General features: G+C 64.9%; 22 protein-coding genes. 15 read left to right on the top strand and 7 right to left on the bottom strand.

The window, feature by feature from the left end:
* Window positions 1-7: 7 nt before the first annotated feature.
* The 7 genes from flhA to sphantq_RS12750 all read right to left on the bottom strand — a co-directional run bounded on the left by flhA (window position 8) and on the right by sphantq_RS12750 (window position 5,590).
* Window positions 8-2,140 (bottom strand): flagellar biosynthesis protein FlhA, encoded by a 2,133-nt coding sequence (flhA, locus tag sphantq_RS12780; RefSeq protein WP_066600013.1) that lies wholly within the window; start codon window positions 2,138-2,140, stop codon window positions 8-10.
* Between the two features lie 9 nt (window positions 2,141-2,149).
* Window positions 2,150-2,965, bottom strand: coding sequence for a lytic transglycosylase domain-containing protein (locus tag sphantq_RS12775; RefSeq protein WP_272798679.1), 816 nt, complete (start codon window positions 2,963-2,965; stop codon window positions 2,150-2,152).
* 153 nt (window positions 2,966-3,118) lie between these two features.
* Window positions 3,119-3,427, bottom strand: coding sequence for a hypothetical protein (locus sphantq_RS12770; RefSeq protein WP_066600009.1), 309 nt, complete (start codon window positions 3,425-3,427; stop codon window positions 3,119-3,121).
* A gap of 15 nt (window positions 3,428-3,442) precedes the next feature.
* Complete coding sequence (gene flgM / locus sphantq_RS12765; RefSeq protein ID WP_272798678.1) at window positions 3,443-3,718, bottom strand: flagellar biosynthesis anti-sigma factor FlgM; 276 nt, start codon at window positions 3,716-3,718, stop codon at window positions 3,443-3,445.
* Window positions 3,719-3,763: 45 nt separating this feature from the next.
* Window positions 3,764-4,351 carry a flagella basal body P-ring formation protein FlgA gene (locus tag sphantq_RS12760; protein ID WP_272798677.1) on the bottom strand — a complete coding sequence of 196 codons (588 nt, stop codon included), beginning with the start codon at window positions 4,349-4,351 and terminating at the stop codon, window positions 3,764-3,766.
* A 64-nt stretch (window positions 4,352-4,415) separates the two neighbouring features.
* Window positions 4,416-4,925, bottom strand: coding sequence for a flagellar motor protein MotB (locus sphantq_RS12755; RefSeq protein ID WP_272798676.1), 510 nt, complete (start codon window positions 4,923-4,925; stop codon window positions 4,416-4,418).
* Window positions 4,922-5,590, bottom strand: coding sequence for a MotA/TolQ/ExbB proton channel family protein (locus sphantq_RS12750; RefSeq protein ID WP_066599998.1), 669 nt, complete (start codon window positions 5,588-5,590; stop codon window positions 4,922-4,924). Before sphantq_RS12750 ends, sphantq_RS12755 begins: the two co-directional genes overlap by 4 nt.
* On the opposite strand from sphantq_RS12750, the gene sphantq_RS12745 reads away from it, so the two are divergent.
* From sphantq_RS12745 to sphantq_RS12675, 15 genes are all read left to right on the top strand, one after another.
* Window positions 5,570-5,830, top strand: coding sequence for a hypothetical protein (locus sphantq_RS12745; RefSeq protein WP_129926888.1), 261 nt, complete (start codon window positions 5,570-5,572; stop codon window positions 5,828-5,830). The two genes, sphantq_RS12750 and sphantq_RS12745, sit on opposite strands and share 21 nt — an antisense overlap.
* Window positions 5,831-5,832: 2 nt before the next feature.
* Window positions 5,833-6,201 carry a flagellar basal body rod protein FlgB gene (gene flgB, locus sphantq_RS12740; RefSeq protein WP_066599997.1) on the top strand — a complete coding sequence of 123 codons (369 nt, stop codon included), beginning with the start codon at window positions 5,833-5,835 and terminating at the stop codon, window positions 6,199-6,201.
* A gap of 2 nt (window positions 6,202-6,203) precedes the next feature.
* Window positions 6,204-6,614, top strand: a complete 411-nt coding sequence (flgC, locus tag sphantq_RS12735; protein ID WP_129926887.1) for a flagellar basal body rod protein FlgC — start codon at window positions 6,204-6,206, stop codon at window positions 6,612-6,614.
* Window positions 6,611-7,270: a flagellar hook assembly protein FlgD gene (locus tag sphantq_RS12730; protein WP_129926886.1), complete on the top strand. Its 660-nt coding sequence runs from the start codon at window positions 6,611-6,613 to the stop codon at window positions 7,268-7,270. Before flgC ends, sphantq_RS12730 begins: the two co-directional genes overlap by 4 nt.
* Before the next feature lie 43 nt (window positions 7,271-7,313).
* Window positions 7,314-8,156 carry a flagellar hook-basal body complex protein gene (locus tag sphantq_RS12725; protein ID WP_066599989.1) on the top strand — a complete coding sequence of 281 codons (843 nt, stop codon included), beginning with the start codon at window positions 7,314-7,316 and terminating at the stop codon, window positions 8,154-8,156.
* Window positions 8,157-8,240: 84 nt separating this feature from the next.
* Window positions 8,241-8,984, top strand: a complete 744-nt coding sequence (gene flgF, locus sphantq_RS12720) for a flagellar basal-body rod protein FlgF (RefSeq protein WP_272798675.1) — start codon at window positions 8,241-8,243, stop codon at window positions 8,982-8,984.
* Window positions 8,985-9,053: 69 nt separating this feature from the next.
* Window positions 9,054-9,842, top strand: a complete 789-nt coding sequence (flgG, locus tag sphantq_RS12715; protein WP_272798674.1) for a flagellar basal-body rod protein FlgG — start codon at window positions 9,054-9,056, stop codon at window positions 9,840-9,842.
* Between the two features lie 9 nt (window positions 9,843-9,851).
* A complete protein-coding gene (locus sphantq_RS12710; protein ID WP_272800229.1) occupies window positions 9,852-10,535 on the top strand; it encodes a flagellar basal body L-ring protein FlgH in 684 nt (227 codons plus the stop codon).
* Window positions 10,535-11,650, top strand: coding sequence for a flagellar basal body P-ring protein FlgI (locus tag sphantq_RS12705; RefSeq protein WP_066599979.1), 1,116 nt, complete (start codon window positions 10,535-10,537; stop codon window positions 11,648-11,650). Before sphantq_RS12710 ends, sphantq_RS12705 begins: the two co-directional genes overlap by 1 nt.
* The gene (locus sphantq_RS12700; RefSeq protein WP_272798673.1) at window positions 11,650-11,979 is read left to right on the top strand and encodes a rod-binding protein; all 330 of its coding nucleotides are present in this window, start codon (window positions 11,650-11,652) and stop codon (window positions 11,977-11,979) included. Before sphantq_RS12705 ends, sphantq_RS12700 begins: the two co-directional genes overlap by 1 nt.
* A complete protein-coding gene (gene flgK / locus sphantq_RS12695) occupies window positions 11,976-13,313 on the top strand; it encodes a flagellar hook-associated protein FlgK (protein ID WP_129926722.1) in 1,338 nt (445 codons plus the stop codon). Before sphantq_RS12700 ends, flgK begins: the two co-directional genes overlap by 4 nt.
* 18 nt (window positions 13,314-13,331) lie before the next feature.
* Window positions 13,332-14,177, top strand: coding sequence for a flagellin (locus tag sphantq_RS12690; RefSeq protein ID WP_066599972.1), 846 nt, complete (start codon window positions 13,332-13,334; stop codon window positions 14,175-14,177).
* 124 nt (window positions 14,178-14,301) lie between these two features.
* The gene (gene motA, locus sphantq_RS12685) at window positions 14,302-15,165 is read left to right on the top strand and encodes a flagellar motor stator protein MotA (RefSeq protein ID WP_066599968.1); all 864 of its coding nucleotides are present in this window, start codon (window positions 14,302-14,304) and stop codon (window positions 15,163-15,165) included.
* A 3-nt stretch (window positions 15,166-15,168) separates the two neighbouring features.
* On the top strand, window positions 15,169-16,218 hold the full coding sequence (locus sphantq_RS12680; RefSeq protein ID WP_066599966.1) for a flagellar motor protein MotB: 1,050 nt from the start codon (window positions 15,169-15,171) through the stop codon (window positions 16,216-16,218).
* A 558-nt stretch (window positions 16,219-16,776) separates the two neighbouring features.
* Window positions 16,777-17,640, top strand: coding sequence for a D-amino-acid transaminase (locus tag sphantq_RS12675; RefSeq protein WP_272798672.1), 864 nt, complete (start codon window positions 16,777-16,779; stop codon window positions 17,638-17,640).
* The last annotated feature ends 122 nt before the right edge of the window (window positions 17,641-17,762 follow it).

Genomic DNA, 17,762 nt, shown 5'->3' with positions numbered 1-17,762 from the left:
CCTCCTTTCAGGCGACCCGCTCGCGCGCTTGTTCGCGCTGGGGCGCGGGGTCGTGGCGGGGCGTGGGGCGTTGTTCGTTGCCGACGACGGCCACGACTTCGACGCCCTTGCCATCGGGAATTTCGAGGAAGGACAGGATCGGCGTTTCGGGCAGATGCGGCTTGAACAGGCGGGCGAGCGCGCGGCGCGCGACCGGCGAGGTGACGATGGCGAAGTTGCGCGCCTGCCCCAGCAGCGGGCGGGCGGCGTGGATCACCGCCTCTACGATGCGGTTGGCGAGCGCCGGTTCGATCGGATGCTTGGCGTCGCCCGCGACGCGCATGGCCTGGGCCAGCAATCCTTCCAGATCGCCGTCCAGAGTGATGACCGGCAGCGGCATCTTCACCGGGACCAGACCCTGAATGATGAGCGCGCCGATGCGCTGGCGCACCGCCTCGACAAGCTGTTCGTGGCTCATGTCGGGGCGCGCGGCGTCGACCATGGCTTCGCAGATACGGCGGAAGTCCTTGAGCGCGATGCCTTCGGACAGGAGCGCGCGGCATAGCGCGCTGATCTGCGTCAGGCTGAGCGTGCCCGGCGTCAGGCCATCGACCAGTTGCGGCGCGGCGTCCTTGAGCGTGTCGAGCAGCTTGCGCGCTTCGTCCAGGCCGAACATTTCGGCCGCGTTCATGGCGATCAACTGGTTGAGGTGCGTGGCGACGACCGTCGGCGGATCGACCACGGTATAGCCCGCGACCACGGCTTCGCTGCGCTTGGCCTGCGAAATCCAGACGGCGTCGAGGCCGAAGGTCGGGTCTTTGGCCGGGCGACCGGCGACGGCGCCTTCCAGCGCGCCGCTGTCGAGCGCGAGCAGATCGTCGGGCCAGATCTCGTCTTCGCCGACGACCACGCCGGCGATGGTGATGCGATATTGGTTCGGCTCCAGCGCCAGATTGTCCTTCACGCGGACCATCGGCACGACGAAGCCCAGTTCCTTGGATAGCTGGCGGCGGATGCCGGTGATGCGGGCCATCAGCGGCGCGCCCTTGCGCTCGTCGACCAGGGCGATGAGGCCATAGCCGATCTCCAGCCCCAGGATCGCCCCGTCCGACACATCGTCCCATTCGATGACGGCGGGATTAGGCGCGGGAGCGACCGGGGCAGGCTCGGCCGCCTTCTTCTGGACAGCCTTGCGCAATTGCCAGGCGATACCGCCGGCGATCGCCGCAGCGGACAGGATGATGAGGTGCGGCATACCAGGCAGGATGCCCAGAAAGCCCAGGATCGCGGCGACCGGCACCCAGGCGCGGCCCGACCCGAACTGGCCGGCGATCTGACCGCCCAGATCCTGCTCGCTCTTGACGCGGGTGACGATGGAGGCTGCGGCGATCGAGAGCAGCAGCGCGGGAATCTGCGCCACCAGCGCGTCGCCGATCGCCAGGACGATATAGGTCTGCGCGGCTTCGCCAATGGCCAGGCCATGACTGACCACGCCCAGGATGATGCCGCCGACGATGTTGATGACCAGGATCAGGATGCCCGCGACCGCGTCGCCCTTCACGAACTTGCTGGCGCCGTCCATCGAGCCGTAGAAGTCCGCCTCGGTCGCGACCTCGACGCGGCGCTGCTTGGCTTCTTCCGGGGTCATGAGGCCCGCGTTGAGATCCGCGTCGATCGCCATCTGCTTGCCGGGCAAGGCGTCCAGGGTGAAACGCGCGCTGACTTCGGAGACGCGGCCCGCGCCCTTGGTGATGACGACCAGGTTGATGATCATCAGGATGGCGAAGACGAAGATGCCCACAACATAGTCGCCGCCGATCAGGAAGTGGCCGAACGCCTCGATCACCTGGCCTGCCGCGTCGGAGCCTTCATGGCCCGACACCAGCACGACGCGGGTGGAAGCGACGTTGAGCGCCAGACGCAGCAGCGTCGCGAACAGCAGCACCGTGGGGAAGCTGGAGAAATCGAGCGGCTTGCCCGCGTTCAGCGCCACCATCAGCACCGCCAAGGAAATCATGATGTTGGTGATGAAGCCGATGTCCAGCATGACCGCCGGCACCGGGACCATCATGAACACAACGACCATCAACGTCGCGAACGGCAACACGGCGCCCTTGACGGCGCTCATCCAGATCTTCGCTTTGACTTGGGCGGGAGACATAAGGGGCCGTTACCTTCCGAGGGTGGCGAGCATGAGATAGGCGAGGCGCGCGGTCTGCGGCTGCGGGCGGATGCCGACATCCACCTGCTCGCTCAGCCGCTGGGTTTCGATCCGCACATAGTCGGCGGGCTGGACCGTCTTCGCGCCCGAAGGTAGCGCGGCGGCCGCATATTGGATGTCGGCGCCGAGACCATCGGAGCTTTTCAGAAGCTTCGAGGCGAAGCGATCGCGGATTTCGGCGAAGCTGCGGGCATTGCCGCTACGGTCGAAGAAGATCGAGCGGTTGGCGCGCGCCGCCGACGGAAACAGCGATGCCGCGCTCGCATCCGGCGCGCGGTCATGGACCGACAGGAATTTGGATGCGCCGCCTACGCCCAGGAAATGGGCGAGATAGAGATCGACCGGCTGCGCTTCGCGGCCCAGCTTCGATTCCAGATAGGCCTTGTTGTCGGCGGCATGTTCCGCCGCCATCACCGACGCGGTTTCGGGATGTTTGCGCAGGTCGAGTATTTGCTGGCGCAGTTCCGGGTCGGCCACATAGTAACGGCCACCGCTCTGCTGGATCGCATCGGACGCCCAGCCCAGCCCATATTCGCCGCCATGCTTGTCGATGACGGCGAGCCAGCTCTGGTCGATGAACTGATAGAGGCCGGTGGCGGACGATGTCGCCGCACGGGCCGTGGGGTTCAGGCTGGATTCGATCTTGGCCTGACCGAGCAAATAGGAGAAGTCGACACCAGTACGGCGGCTCGCCATCGCAATCGCGTTAGTGACGCGATTGCCTGTCGAAGTCCCGGTTGCTGATATGTCTGCGAAAGCCGACACGACTAAAATCCTCACTTGCTAGCGAGGACATTAGAGCAAGGCTTGTGCCAAGATTTGGTTAACGCGGGCGAAGGAAATCGCGCCCACAACGAAAAACGGCGCCGTAGGGCGCCGCTTTAGTCGAAACCGAAATTTATTTGAGTGGCCGCCCGTTTACCGGCCGTAGGTCAGCGGCGCGGTCTGCGCGCCATGGGCGGCAAGGATGGCGAGTCGCTGTTGCGCATGATCGGCGAGCAGCTTGACGCGGATACGGGCGCTATCGAGCAACGGCACCATGACGGCCAGCCGTTCGATCACAGCCGGTTCGGAACGCCAGGCGCCGATCGCGCGGACGGACGCAGCCGCGCGGCTGACGCGATTGCTGGCCAATTCGATGGCGGCGGCGTCGACGCCATCGAGCACGTCGCGAAGATCTTCGAAAGCGTCGAAAAGATCATCCAGCGCGGCAAGACCCAATGGCATGATCTATGTTCCTTATCAGGCCGCTGACAGGTCTAGGGCGACCATGCGCTCGGCGATGGCGTTGGCGTCCACCGGGTAGTTGCCCGATGCGATCGCGGCTTTGATCGCGGCGATGCGATCCATATCAACCGGCGCACCCTGCCCGGCCATGCGCGCGGCGGGACTGGCCGACGCGGCGCTGGCGGAGGACGTGGCCGAACCGGTGGCGGCGGACGCGCGCGTCTTGGCCCCTTCCCGCAGACGGGTCGCCTCTATGGCGGCGCTGATATTCTGGCCCACAGACTTGATCATTTGGGTAAATCCTTCACTCGTCCCTATGGCGTATAACGGACAAGTTCAAAAATCATTAAATCCCGGAATGCGCACAACGCCCATTTGTACGACCTGGGCGAAAATCGGCGCGCTTTTCTTGTCTTCGCGCACGCGGATCGTCTCGCCCATGGCGCCATCCTCATCCGCGACCATCATGCGCGACACGCTGAATACGGCGTTGCCGGCCATCAACTGCACAGGATCGCCCTTGCGCACGACCGCCTCTTTCGCCGCGACCGGCGCGGCGCGGGTGAAACGGTTGGCGGCGCCATAGGCCGGAGCCGAACGGGGCACCGGCCCCGATGCCGCGGCGGATGCGCCCGCGATCAACGGCACGCGGATGCGCCAGCCCAGCGCCGCGCATTGCACCATCGCCGCGCCGAACACCGGCCCTTCAACGCTGGGCGTGGTCGGACAGGCAGCCAGGCGAAGGCGGCGATCAACCGGTGCGGCGGGGCCGCCCGGTTCGCCCAGATTGGCGCCGACGGTCATCGCCACCAGGCTGTCGATGCGATCGAGATTCTCGAATTTCTGGTTGCCCTGCATCTGGGCCAGCGCGGGCGACACGCTGGTCAGCGCGGCGGCGAGAAGGAGGGACGACAATCGAAACACGGCATGTCTCCTGACGGACGGACGGTCTTTGCCAGGATTTCAGCAATATCCGTGCCAATCATCCCTAACGGCCCGGCGCGATGTGGATCACCTGCCCCCGCGGCTGCCCTGGCCCTGGCCGGCCGTCGCCCTGATCGAGGCCGCGGATCAGCAGGCGATCCTGTGCGATGCCGTTCATGCGCAGCGCGCGCGCAACCGCACCCAGCCGCGCCGCCGCCAGATCCCAGTCGTCGAAGCGCTGCCGGCCCCGGTCCGACCCGTCGCTGCGGATTTCCAGCCCGCCCGGCTCCCGCGCAAAACGCTGCGCCACGATGGCGAGGCGCGCGCGACCGGCGTCGCTCAACAAGGCGTCGCCCGGCACGAACAGGTCGGCGGCGCGCAATTCCACGCCCTGCCGCATCGCCCGTCCGCCAAATTGCTGGCTGACCTGCGACAACATGGCGTCGCGGCGCGATCCGCTGGCTTGTAGCAGCACGAAGAAGGCGAGGAGGAGCAGGAGAAGATCGGCAAAACTGACCGCCCAGCGATTGCGCCGGGCAACGGTAACGGATGCCGTCGAAAGCGGCGCGCTCATGCGACTTCGCGAATCGCGGCGCGGCGCAGCGGCGCATTTTCGCGGCGCGCGATCGCCAGCATCCGGTCCGCCACTTCCCGCTGCCAGGCCAGTTCGCGTTCGGACAGGTCGGACAGGCGCGCGGCGATCGGCGCGGCGATGATGTTGGCGATGACGACGCCGTAGAAGGTGGTGAGGAGCGCCAGCGCCATGGCGGGGCCAAGCGCGGCGGGATCGTCCATGGCGGCGAACATGCCAATGAGGCCGATGATCGTGCCGGCCATGCCCAGCGCCGGCGCGGCGTCGGCGATCGACAGCCAGGCCTTGTGGACCGCGCCATGACGCTGCCCCCGGTCCGCCAGCGTCTGCGCTACCCACAGTTCGAACATGTCGGCGCGCTCGCTATTGGCCAGCTTGCGCGCAGCTTCGGTCAGGAAGATATTGTCGGTCTTCACCCGGTCGGTGCAGGACAGGCCGCGCAGTTGCGCCACCTGGTCGATCTTCAGCATCGCCGCCCGCGCAGCGTCGCGATCGCGTGCCGGATCGGCGGTCATCAGCGGATGCAGCGCCGCCACGGCACGCGCCATTTCCCCGCCGCCGTTCTGGAACAGCGCCACCAAGGCGATCCCGCCCAACATTGCCGCCAAGGTCCATGGATCGAACAAATGGCCGATAATCGCGATCATGAGCGCCTGTTCCTTGTCGTCTCGTCCGACAGCGGCAACGCCCTGCCGCCGCCCGGCAAAATTTTGCCGCCCTTGCCGCCTCTCCTGCAAAAAGCCCGGTTTTCCGCGATTGCCCGCGCTGCCGATACGTCACCCACGCAAATTGGCACGGCTCTTGCTCATCTCAGGCTGGATCACCCGCAGGAGACGCCATCAGGTGTCAGAACGGCGGGGGACGGCAAATATTTAGAGCGAATTTGACGATGGCAGTGGAAGACAATCTCTTCGGGATACATGGGAAGGCGCTGGCGCTGCGTTCGCAACGCCTGTCCCTGCTCGCGTCCAACATCGCCAATGCCTCCACGCCTGGCTACAAAGCGCGCGACATCGATTTCGAGGCCGCGCTAAAGGAAGCGACGACGCGGGCCGGCAGCAGCGCGACCGATGTTTTGCAGGCCGCGGACGATGCCATGGGTTATCGCGTGCCGCTACAGCCCAGCCTGGATGGCAACACCGTCGAGCTGAGCACCGAACAGACGCTGTTTGCCGAAAATGCGGTCAAATATCGCACGACCCTGTCCTTTCTGGAGGGTCGCATCAACACCATCAACCGCGCCCTGAAGGGAGAATGAGCATGAGCAATTCGCCGCCCATGAACGTCTTCGACATTGCCGGCCGCGCCATGAGCGCGCAGCTGGTGCGCCTGAATGCGACCGCGTCCAACATGGCGAACGCCGGCAACGTCACCGGCAGCGCCGCGGAAGCCTATCGCGCTATCAAGCCGGTGTTCGAATCCGTGACTGACACGCCCGGCGTATCGACCGTCAAGGTCAAGAATGTCGTCACAACCAGCGCCGAGCCGACCAAGCGCCACGATCCCAACCATCCGCTGGCGGACGCCAATGGCGATGTCTGGGAAGCGGCGGTGGATGGCAATGCCGAGCTGGTCGACATGATCGAGACCGCCCGCATGTACCAGAATAATGTGCAGGTGCTCAACACCGCCAAATCCCTGATGCTTGAGACCATAAGGATCGGCAAATGACGACGACCTCCACCGTCACCGACAGCGCGGGGCTTTCGGTCTATAATGCCAATGCCACGGTCGGCACGGGCAACGCGAATATGGACCAGTCGAGCTTCCTGACGCTGCTGACCGCGCAGATGCAGTATCAGGACCCGTTCGAGCCGGTCGATAACGCCCAGATGGTGTCGCAGATGGCGACCATCACCAATTCGTCCGGCATTGCGGAAATGAACGCGACGCTCAAGAGCCTGGCGAGCGAGATGACCGGCACGCGGCTGGGCGATGCGGCGAGCTGGATCGGCAAGTCGATGCTGGTGCAGAGCAATATCGCCGCGCCCGATGCGTCCGGCACCTATGCAGGCCAGATCACCCTGCCCGCCGCCACCGAAGGCGCGACCATCGACCTGGTCGACAGCAGCGGCAATGTGGTCAAGACCATCGACATGGGATCGCAGGCCGCCGGCGACGTCACCTTCTATTGGGACGGCAAGGATGACACGGGCGAAACCGTCTCAACCGCCGCCCTGCAGGTCAAGGTTAACGGCGCAACGCCCTCCAAGGTCGCGACCTGGGCCACCATCGCCGCCGTCCAGTCACCCGCCGACGGTTCATCCTCCAAACTCATCACCGCGCTCGGCAGCTACAGTCCGTCCGACGCGATCAGCCTGATGTAAACCCGCCTTATCCAACCATCCTTTTCACCCAAGGAGTAACGCCATGTCCTTCTATATCTCCCTGTCGGGCCTGAAAGCATCGCAGACCGACCTGTCGACCATCTCGAACAACGTCGCCAACGTCAGCAGCACCGCGTTCAAGAAGAGCAAGGCGCAGTTCGGCGACATCTTCGCCGCCGCGCCGATGCAGACCACGAGCCAGGTCGCCGGCCAGGGCGTGCGTGTGCAGGGCGTCGCCCAGCAATTCACGCAGGGCACGCTGGAAACCACCGACAAGACGCTCGACCTCGCCATCACCGGCGAAGGCTATTTCACGGTCAGGGGCGAAGATGGCACCATCAGCTACACCCGCAACGGCGCCTTCGCCGTTGACGACGACCGCTTCGCCGTCGATACGACCGGCGCGCGCATCCAGGTGTTCGCCGTTGATCCCGCCACCGGCGACACCACCGTCGATCCGATCGGCGCGACCCCGGCCGACCTGACCGATCTGCAGATCCCCAACACCTATGACGGCACGGCCGATGGTGCGCAGCTGACCAGCGTAGGCGTTGGCAAGGATGGCCTGGTTTCGGCGGTCTATGCCGACGGCAGCACCGTCTATCTGGGTCAGGTCGCCATGGCGTCCTTCAACAGCCAGGAAGGCCTGCGGCAGGAGGGCGACGCCCACTGGACGTCGACCGTGGCGAGCGGCGCGCCGATCCTGGGCACCGGCAATCAGGGCATGTTCGGCGCGGTGAACAGCGGCATGTTGGAACGCTCCAACGTCGATATCACCGACGAACTGGTGAACCTGATCGCGGCGCAGCGCAATTTCCAGGCGAACAGCAAGGCGATCGAGGCCGCCAACACGCTGACCACGACCATCGTCAACCTGCGCACCTAATTCAGCTTGGCGCCCTGATACTCCGTTCGCCCTGAGCGGAGTAGAAGGGCCGAGCGAATTTGGACGGAAGAACAAGGATAGCCCATGGACCGGCTCGTCAATACGGCTCTTACCGCGATGCGCGGCACGATGGCGCGGCAGACGGCGGTCGCGAACAACCTCGCGAACGTCAATACCGTCGGCTTTCGCGCCGAGATCGCCAATGCCGAGACGCGCTGGATCAAGGGCGACAGCTTCGACACCCGTGCGCAGGCTTCGGAACAGGTGATTGCGGCCGACATGGCGCAGGGCGCGGTCACCGAAACGGGCAATCCGCTGGACGTGGCGATGAACGGCGATGCTCTGCTCGCCGTTCAGGCCACCGACGGCAGCGAAGCCTATACGCGCCGCGGCGACCTGAAAGTCACTGACAGCGGCCTGCTGACCACTGGCGACGGCTTGCCGGTGCTGGGCGAAGGCGGCCCCATCACCCTGCCGCAGATGGACAGTGTTTCCATCGCCAAGGACGGCAGCATCTGGGGCGTGCCACAGGGTGGCGATCCGGCCAATCCGCAGCAGGTCGACAAGCTGAAGCTGGTCAATGCGGCCGGCTCCAGCATCGCCAAGGGCACCGACGACCTGTTCCGCGAAGTCAATGGCGGCGCCCTGCCGTCCGATCCGCTGGCGACCGTCACGTCGGGTTCGGTCGAAGGATCAAACGTCAATGCGACCCAGGCGCTGGTCCAGATGATCGAAGCGAGCCGCGCCTGGGAAACCCAGGTGAAGATGATCGACACCGCCAGGCAGCTGGACGACGGCGGCGCATCGCTCATGAAATTAGATGGTTAATTTTGGCACGCATCTTGCTGTGACTGACGCATGAGCACCCTATGGGGATGCGCCACGGAGAAATGAACGATGAGCAACGCCGCCCTTCATGTCGCCCGCACTGGCCTCGACGCGCAGAACACGAAGATGCGCGTGATCGCCAACAACCTGGCGAACGTCAACACGACCGGTTTCAAGAAGGACCGCGCCGATTTCGAGACGCTGGCCTATCAGCAGATCATCCAGGCCGGTTCCAATTCGGACAGCGAGAATAAATTCGCCACCGGCCTCAATCTCGGCTCCGGCGTCGCGTTGCAGGGCACGAGCAAGATCAACACGCAGGGCACGCTGAACCAGACCAACAATGTGCTGGATATCGCGATCGAAGGATCGGGCTATTTCCAGGTGCAGCAGCCCGACGGCTCGACCGCCTATACCCGCGCTGGCAATTTCAGCGTCACTGCCGAAGGCACCGTCGTCACCAGCGACGGCCTGCCGCTGATCCCGCAGATCACCGTGCCGCAGGGCGCGACGTCGGTCTCGATCGGCAATGACGGCACCGTGTCCGCCACGCTGCAGGGCGAAAGCGCGCCGAGCCAGCTTGGCCAGATCGAAATTGCCACCTTCATGAACCCGGCGGGGCTGACCTCCATCGGCGGCAACCTGCTGACCGAAAGCGCTGCGAGCGGCGTGCCGCAGGTCGGCGTCGCGGGCCTCGAAGGCCGCGGCCTGATGCGGTCGGGCTATCTGGAAACATCGAACGTCAACATCGTGGAAGAGCTGGTCGACATGATCGAGACGCAGCGCGCCTATGAGGTCAACAGCAAGATGATCAAGGCGACCGACGAGATGCTCCAGTACGTCAACCAGAATATCTAAGGCCAGATGATGCGCCTCTCCTACGCCACCATCGCCGCGGTTTCGCTGATCGCACTGGCCGCGTCGCCCGCCGACGCTGCCAAGCAGAAGAAGCGCGATATCGAGCGCGATTTCTACGCGCCGACCGTGATCCCCCTGCCCGTCGCTCCGCCCGCGAACGGGTCGATCTTTCAGGCATCGACCGGCTATACCCCGCTGACCAGCGGCGCGCGCGCGACCAGCGTGGGCGATATCATCACCATCGTGCTGGTCGAACGGACCCAGGCGAGCAAGACGACAAGCGCGGACACCGCCCGCAACGGATCGATCGGCATCACGCCGCCGAGCACCGGCATATTGTCCAAGCTGTTTTCCGCCAGCGACGTGTCCGCCGGCGGCCAGAACAGCTTCACTGGCAAGGGCGCCGCGAGCCAGTCGAACGCGCTGAGCGGCGAGATCACCGTGACGATCGCGGCGACCTACCCCAATGGCACCATGCTGGTGAAGGGCGAAAAGGCGCTGACGCTCAACCGCGGCGACGAATTCATCCAGATCAGCGGCCTGATCCGCCAGGCCGACATCGCGCCCGACAACCGCATCGCATCGACCCGCGTCGCCGACGCCAAGATCATTTACAAGGGCAAGGGCGAGATCGCCAATGCCAGCCGCCAGGGCTGGCTCCAGCGTTTCTTCGCCGCGATCAGCCCCTTCTGATGGAAGCCGCAAACGCCATGATCCGTCTGTTCCGCCTGATCCTGCCGATCTTCGCGCTGATGGCCTGTCCGGCCCAGGCCGAGCGGGTGAAGGATCTCGGCACCTTCCAGGGGGTCCGTCCCAACCAGCTGACCGGTTATGGCATCGTCGTGGGCCTGGCCGGCACCGGGGACGACAGCATCGAATATGCGACGCAGGGCATGAAGGGCGTCGTCTCGCGCTTTGGCCTTACCCTGCCGCAAGGCGTCAATCCGGCGCTCAAAAATGCCGCCGCTGTTCTGGTCACCGCCGACCTGCCCGCCTTCGCCAAGCCCGGACAGCGGCTGGACGTCACCGTATCGGCGCTGGGCAAGGCCAAGTCGCTTCGCGGCGGCACGCTGATCCTGACGCCATTGCGCGGCGCGGATAACGAGATTTACGGCATGGCGCAGGGCAACCTGGCCGTCGGCGGCTTGGGCGTATCGGGCGCCGATGGCAGCCAAGTGTCGGTCAACATCCCGTCGGCTGGCCGTATTCCCGGCGGCGCGACGGTGGAACGCGCGGTCGCGACCGGATTCGACACCGCCCCGACGCTGACCTTCAACCTGGCCGAAGCGGACCTGACCACGGCGTTGCGCGTCGCGGACGGCGTCAACCGCGCCTTTGGCGACCGCCGCGCCCGCGCGATGGACGCCGTGTCGATCGCGATCGACGCCGCGCCCGGCGCCGAAGATCGCATCATGATGATGGGCATGATCGAGAATATCGAGATTTCGCCCGCCGATGCGCCGGCCAAGGTGATCGTCAACGCGCGCACCGGCACCGTCGTCATCAATGGCGCGGTCAAGATTCATCCGGCCGCCGTCGCGCACGGCAAATTGACCGTCAGCGTCAACGAAAGCCCGCGCGTCGTCCAGCCTGCGCCCTTCAGTCAGGGGCAGACCGCGCTGGAGCAATCGACCAGCATCAGCATCGACGAACAGAAAAAACCTATGGTTAATTTTAAAGGCGGGGCGTCGCTGGCCGATATAGTCAAGGCGGTCAATGCGATCGGGGCTTCCCCGGCGGATATGGTCGCGATCCTCGAAGCCTTGAAACAGGCGGGCGCGATGAAAGCCGAACTGGTGGTGCTGTGATGCAGGTAGCGACGACAACCTCCCCCGCCGCCGCGAGCGCCGGAACATCGAACAAGGCGTCGCTGCAAAAAGTGGCGCAGCAGTTCGAGGCCGTTTTCCTGCGCCAGATGATCGGCGCGATGCGATCGGCCAGCCTGGCCGAAGGGATCGACGATTCAGCCGCGACCCAGCAATTTCGCGACATGGCCGATTCCCGCACCGCCGACGCGATGGCCAGCAAGGGCGCGATGGGCATCGCCGAATTGCTGCTGAAACAATTTGGCGACCGGGTGAGCGACACGCCCTCGCCGACCGTCTCTGATGGTCCCGCGCCGGCGACAAGCGCATGAGCGATCTTTTCATCATCGGCGCTTCGGGCACCAAGGCCTATCGATCGGCCATGGCCGCGATCGGCGAAAATATCGCCAACGCCAGTACGGACGGCTATGCGCGCCGATCGGTGCGGACCATCGAATCCGGGTCGTCCACCGCAACGATGACGACCTATATCTCGCGCGCCAATTTCGGCGGGGTGCAGGTTGCGGGCATCAATCGCGCGGCCGACCCCTATCTCGACGCCACGGTCCGCAACACCGGCATGGCGCTGGGCAGTTCGACCGCCCGCCTGCGCTGGCTGACCGACGCGGAAACGGCGCTGAACGACACCGGCACCGGTATCGGCCAACTGATGACGGGCATGTTCCAGAATATGGAAAAACTGGCGGCCAGTCCTGGCAACGCCTCGTTGCGCGTCACTACGCTCGACAGCATCAACAGGGTGTCGGAAGCGTTCAGCCAGACGTCCGCCGATCTGCAACAAGTGTCGAGCGGCATCGCCACGGAAGCGCAATCGTCCGTCGATACGATCAACCGCTCGCTCGCGTCGCTGGCGGACATCAACAACAGCCTGCTGCGCGCCCAGCCCGGCACCTCCGCTTATGCCCAATTGCTCGACAGCCGCGATTCTGCGTTGCAGACGCTGTCGGACAATCTGAACGTCACCATCAGCTTTGGCGCGCATGACAGCGCGCAGATCAGTTTCGGCGGGCAGACGCTGGTCACCGGCGACAGCGCGACCAGCCTGTCCATGGCGACCCATGACGACGGCACGCTCTCTCTCAACCTGGCCGATGGCGCGGCGCTGACCGCGCCCGCCAACGGCACGCTGGGCGGCCTGTTTTCCGCCGCCGACACGGTGGCGGATCGCCGCGCCGATCTGGACACGCTGGCCGAACAGTTCGTCACCGACCTTAACGCCTGGCACGCGCAGGGTGTGACCGACGGCGGCGCAGCGGGCGGCGCATTGCTATCCTATGGCGGCAGCGCCGCGACCGTCGCCACGCTCATCACCGATCCTGCCCAGCTGGCGACCCGCTCTTCGGACGGGACGCTCAACGGAAATCTGCTGACCGTCAATTCCGTTCTGCGCGGCAATGGCAGCGTGGAGCAGAATTGGACGACGCTGATCGCGTCCCACGCCACCCTGGTGGCGTCGACCCAGGCGGAATATGACACGGCGAGCAGCCGCAACGACCAGGCGGTCGCCGCGCGCGAAGCGGTGAGCGGCGTCGACCTGGACATGGAAGCCGCCGATCTGCTGCGCATCCAGCAGGCCTATTCGGCCTCCGCCAAAATCCTGCAGATCGCCAAAGAGACGATCGATTCTATCATGAACATCATCTGACCCGGAAAGGATTGAGCCATGGTAGGTATCACCAACAAGATCATGCTCGCCGAAATCCGGCGGCAGCAGAAATTGTCGCAGGACATTGTCGACGGGCAGACCGCGATCTCCACCGGGATCACACTCAACAAGCCGTCCGACAATTCGCTCGCATGGGTCCAGGTGTCCGACATCGGCCGCGCCCAGGCGCAACAGGCCGCCTGGCAGTCCAACATCAGCTATGGCGCCACTCGCGCCGGCAATGCCGAGGCCAATCTGTCGGAAATCGACAATCTGCTGACCCGCGCGCAGGAATTGGTGACGTCGGCCCGCAACGGGTCGCTCAACGACACCAGCCGCGCCGCGATCACCGAGGAAATGTCGACCATTCGCACGACGATCGATGAATTGCTGAACCAGAAGGATTATCAGGGCGTGTCCGTTTTCGACGACGGACAGAGCGTGCTGGTGCCGGTCAGCCGCGGCCTGAACCTGGCGGTCGTCGGCACGAAGCAGGAAGTATCGGAAGGCATCGACGTCGATGGCGTGCCGATGTCGATCGACGAGATATTGGCGCAAAGCATCGCCGCCGTCCAAAGCGGCGACGATGCAGCCGTGGCCGCCTCGCTGGAGGGGGTCAAGACCGCGCAGGGCCATATCGCGGTCGAGCAGGCCAGGCAGGGCGTGCGGGGCGACCGGCTGGACGTCATCGGCACGCGACTGACTGATGTCGACCTCGACCTGACCGAACGGCGCGCATCGCTCGAATCGACGGACCTGAGCGAAGTGATCGCGAATGTGAAGGCGCAGTTGCTGCAACTCGACGCGGCGCAGTCGGCCTTCGCCCGCATCAACCAGCAGACATTGTTCGACCTGATCAGCTGATCGCACGCTAAAAAGCCGCGCGGTCCTAAACCGGACGCTAACCAGTCCGTATTAACCACAAGGACACAGCGTCGCACGCGACGCGGGGAGCTACCGCCTCCGGGCGCGTCAATCGGGGATAATCATGTTCGCAGCCATCGGCCTCGTCATTCTGATCGTCATGGTGTTCGGCGGCTTCGCCTTCACCGGCGGCGACCTTGGCCCCGTGTTGCATGCGCTGCCGCACGAAATGCTGATCATCGGCGGCGCCGCTGTCGGCGCGCTCGTCATCGGCAATAGCGGCGCGGACCTGAAAGCGCTGGGCGGTGGCCTGGGCAAGGTGTTCAAGGGCGCCAAGTATAAGAAGCAGGATTTTCTCGACTGCATCTTCCTGGTCAGCAAGTTGATGAAGACGCTGCGCGTGGAAGGGCCGGTCGCGCTGGAACCCCATATCGAAGACCCGTCCAGCTCCACCATCTTCACCGAATATCCCAAGTTGATGAAGGACAAGGCGCTGGTCCACCTGATCAGCGATACGCTGCGCCTGGTCGTCATCTCGTCCGGCACGCTCGATCCCCATGCGGTCGAGGACGTGATGGACAATACGCTCAAGACCCATCATCACGAGGCGATCAAGCCGGCCGACAATTTGCAGGGGCTGGCCGACGCATTGCCCGCGCTCGGCATCGTCGCCGCGGTTCTGGGCGTGGTGAAGACCATGGGCTCGATCGACCAGCCGCCCGCCATATTGGGCGCGATGATCGGTTCGGCGCTGGTCGGCACGTTCCTGGGCATTCTGCTCGCCTATGGCATGGTCAATCCCTTCGCCAATCGCTGCCGCAGCGTGATCGAGGCGGACGGCGCCATCTATCAGGTCGTCAAGCAGATCATCATCGCCTCGCTCCACGGCCATCCGCAGCCGCTGGTGATCGAAGCCGCCCGTTCGGGCCTGACCCATGCCAACCAGCCCGGATTTGCCGAAGTGTTCGACGGTATGCGGGGCAAATAAGCCATGGCGGAAAAGAAGCGCGGCGCGAACGAGCCGGAACCCCGGCCGATCATCGTCAAGAAAATCATCGTCGAAGGCCATGGCGGCCATCATGGCGGCGCCTGGAAGGTCGCCTATGCCGACTTCGTGACGGCGATGATGGCGTTTTTCCTGCTGATGTGGCTGCTGGGCGCGACCACCGAAAAGCAGCGCAAGGGGCTGGCCGACTATTTCACGCCGACCCTGGTGCAGATGAAGGAAAATTCGGCCGGGTCGAACGGCATGTTCGGCGGCGACAGCATGATGGGGAAGGATAATTATCCCACCACCGGCGGCCAGGGCAATCTGGCCATCACCATCCCGCGCGACGCCAGCGGCACCAAGGATCAGGGCGGCAAGGCCACCCGCGCCGCCGACCGCCAGAAATTCGAATCGATCAAGAAGAGCCTGGAAGAGCGCATGATCGCCAAGGGGCTGGGCAAGCTGCGCAAGAATGTGCGTTTTACCGAAACGCGCGAAGGATTGCGCATCGACCTGATCGACGAGGCCGATTTCGCGATGTTCGCAATGGGCACCGACCGGCTGGTGCCGCAGGCCCGCGCGCTGATCTCCGAGGTCGCCACCGTGTTGCAGACCATGCCCAACCCGCTGATCGTGCGCGGCCATACCGACGGCCTGCCTTATGCATCGGGCCGGACCATGAACAACTGGATGCTGTCGTCCAGCCGCGCCGAAACGACGCGCCAGACACTGAACCAAGCAGGCATCGGCAATGCCCGCTTCGCCCGGATCGAGGGCGTGGCCGACCGCGAACCGTTCATCAAGGACGACGCCTATGATCCCCGGAACCGGCGCATGTCGATCATCCTGGGCTGGACCCGCGGCGGCGGCGATGGCGACGACGACGCGCCGGACGCGGAAACCAGGGCCGCGATCCAAGAACGCGACAATCCCTTGCGCGTGGCGAAGGAACAGGCGCGGAAGCTGGACATGGGCGGCACTGGCCTGCCCAGCGGCGCAGCGCTGATCAACCCGGCCGCGCCGGGAACGTCGAACAAGCCGGGCAAGCATTAAGTAAAGCGAGGGTGACGAAAAAGGGTGGGAAGCGGACATTTCCCTCCCGCTTGCGGGAGGGGCAGCGAGACTTGCGCGCGGAGCGCGTTAGTCGCAGCGGGGTGGGCCGTTGCGACGTCCTGCCCCTCTAACCCTCTCCCGCCAGCGGGAGGGGGAACATGTCCGATGTTGGTCGATTGCGGCCGCCCCTTCCCCACTATACTTCCAATGTAGGATTTTCTCTGATCTACCCTATGTGATGGAACAGCGCCCTGCCCCCCGCCCCAACCCATACGTGACCTGGATGGCGTCACTGGCGCGTGGGCGTGACCCAGGCGGCGCGTCCGCGATACCTATGCGGGCCTCAACCGAGGCCTGGACACAGCGCGCACCCGGCCTACCCCACGCTTCTCCGTCCCATTATCGACGCTTCAGTCCCCGAAAAAAACACCAGCGACGGTGTGAACTTCGATGCATGACCCGGCCGCGACGATCCTTGCCCGTCACCCCTTGACCCCGCAGACCCGGCCGGCGACAGCGGCGGTCGGCCCCCACCCGATAAGGATCGCACCCACCCCCATGTCCCCCTCCACCGCCATCGCCTATCTGAACGGCCGCTTCCTGCCCCTAGAAGATGTCCGCATTTCTCCGCTCGACCGCGGCTTCCTGTTCGCCGACGGCATTTACGAGGTTGCGGCTGTGATCGACGGCAAGCTGGTCGACAGCGCCAGCCATCTCGCCCGGCTGGAGCGCTCCACCGCCGCGATCGGCATCGTCCTGCCGCTCAGTCTGGCCGATATAGAAGCCGCGCAGACGGAGTTGGTCGCCCGCAACGGCCTGAGCGAAGGCCTCGTCTATCTCCAGATCACCCGCGGCGCCGATGCCACCCGCGACTTCATCCCCGCTCCAGACCTTCAACCGACCCTGTTCATGTTCATGCAGGACAAACCGCTGATAGATCTGCCCGCGGTCGCCGCCGGCATCGCTGTCGCGACCATGCCCGACCTGCGCTGGGCGCGGCGCGACATCAAGAGCGTCGGCCTGCTCGCCCAGGCGATGGCGAAACAGGCCGCCAAGGAAGCGGGCGCGCAGGAAGCCTGGATGATCGAGGACGGTTTCGTCACCGAAGGCGCATCGTCCACCGCCTTCATCGTCACCGACGAAGGCGTCGTCACCCGCCCCTACAGCCAGTCGGTTCTGGCCGGCTGCACCGGCGCGGCGCTGACCGCGCTGGCGCAGGAAAGCGGCATCGCCGTCATCCGCCGCCCTTTCACCGTCGATGAAGCGCTCGCCGCTAAGGAAGCCTTCATCACCAGCGCCTCGACCCTGTGCCTATCCGTGGTGCGGATCGACGGGCAGCGCGTTGGCGACGGCGCGCCCGGCCCGGTCGCGATGCGTTTGCGCGCGCTCTACATCGATTTCGCCCGCGCAACGGGGGTCTGACAATTAACTCCATTATGGAGGTAGCTTCACGCTGTGTTGAGAGGATAGGAAATGTCCTGCATTCTCCCGCCAAAACGGCGGCAAGCTGGACGAAAGGGGGCGTGAAACAAGCACGGCGCGCG

This window comes from Sphingobium sp. AntQ-1, from assembly GCF_028538045.1.
GTDB classification, from domain to species: Bacteria; Pseudomonadota; Alphaproteobacteria; order Sphingomonadales; family Sphingomonadaceae; genus Sphingobium; species Sphingobium cupriresistens.
This window is presented reverse-complemented; position numbering and strand designations above follow the sequence as displayed.

What these genes read in the sequence shown, in the direction of transcription:
- flhA (WP_066600013.1), bottom strand. Translation starts at nt 2,140, where the DNA reads ATGTCTCCCGCCCAAGTCAAAGCGAAGATCTGGATGAGCGCCGTCAAG.
- sphantq_RS12770 (WP_066600009.1), bottom strand. Translation starts at nt 3,427, where the DNA reads ATGCCATTGGGTCTTGCCGCGCTGGATGATCTTTTCGACGCTTTCGAA.
- flgM (WP_272798678.1), bottom strand. Translation starts at nt 3,718, where the DNA reads ATGATCAAGTCTGTGGGCCAGAATATCAGCGCCGCCATAGAGGCGACC.
- sphantq_RS12755 (WP_272798676.1), bottom strand. Translation starts at nt 4,925, where the DNA reads ATGAGCGCGCCGCTTTCGACGGCATCCGTTACCGTTGCCCGGCGCAAT.
- sphantq_RS12745 (WP_129926888.1), top strand. Translation starts at nt 5,570, where the DNA reads ATGGCCGATAATCGCGATCATGAGCGCCTGTTCCTTGTCGTCTCGTCC.
- sphantq_RS12750 (WP_066599998.1), bottom strand. Translation starts at nt 5,590, where the DNA reads ATGATCGCGATTATCGGCCATTTGTTCGATCCATGGACCTTGGCGGCA.
- flgB (WP_066599997.1), top strand. Translation starts at nt 5,833, where the DNA reads ATGGCAGTGGAAGACAATCTCTTCGGGATACATGGGAAGGCGCTGGCG.
- flgC (WP_129926887.1), top strand. Translation starts at nt 6,204, where the DNA reads ATGAGCAATTCGCCGCCCATGAACGTCTTCGACATTGCCGGCCGCGCC.
- sphantq_RS12730 (WP_129926886.1), top strand. Translation starts at nt 6,611, where the DNA reads ATGACGACGACCTCCACCGTCACCGACAGCGCGGGGCTTTCGGTCTAT.
- sphantq_RS12725 (WP_066599989.1), top strand. Translation starts at nt 7,314, where the DNA reads ATGTCCTTCTATATCTCCCTGTCGGGCCTGAAAGCATCGCAGACCGAC.
- flgF (WP_272798675.1), top strand. Translation starts at nt 8,241, where the DNA reads ATGGACCGGCTCGTCAATACGGCTCTTACCGCGATGCGCGGCACGATG.
- flgG (WP_272798674.1), top strand. Translation starts at nt 9,054, where the DNA reads ATGAGCAACGCCGCCCTTCATGTCGCCCGCACTGGCCTCGACGCGCAG.
- sphantq_RS12710 (WP_272800229.1), top strand. Translation starts at nt 9,852, where the DNA reads ATGCGCCTCTCCTACGCCACCATCGCCGCGGTTTCGCTGATCGCACTG.
- sphantq_RS12705 (WP_066599979.1), top strand. Translation starts at nt 10,535, where the DNA reads ATGGAAGCCGCAAACGCCATGATCCGTCTGTTCCGCCTGATCCTGCCG.
- sphantq_RS12700 (WP_272798673.1), top strand. Translation starts at nt 11,650, where the DNA reads ATGCAGGTAGCGACGACAACCTCCCCCGCCGCCGCGAGCGCCGGAACA.
- flgK (WP_129926722.1), top strand. Translation starts at nt 11,976, where the DNA reads ATGAGCGATCTTTTCATCATCGGCGCTTCGGGCACCAAGGCCTATCGA.
- sphantq_RS12690 (WP_066599972.1), top strand. Translation starts at nt 13,332, where the DNA reads ATGGTAGGTATCACCAACAAGATCATGCTCGCCGAAATCCGGCGGCAG.
- motA (WP_066599968.1), top strand. Translation starts at nt 14,302, where the DNA reads ATGTTCGCAGCCATCGGCCTCGTCATTCTGATCGTCATGGTGTTCGGC.
- sphantq_RS12680 (WP_066599966.1), top strand. Translation starts at nt 15,169, where the DNA reads ATGGCGGAAAAGAAGCGCGGCGCGAACGAGCCGGAACCCCGGCCGATC.
- sphantq_RS12675 (WP_272798672.1), top strand. Translation starts at nt 16,777, where the DNA reads ATGTCCCCCTCCACCGCCATCGCCTATCTGAACGGCCGCTTCCTGCCC.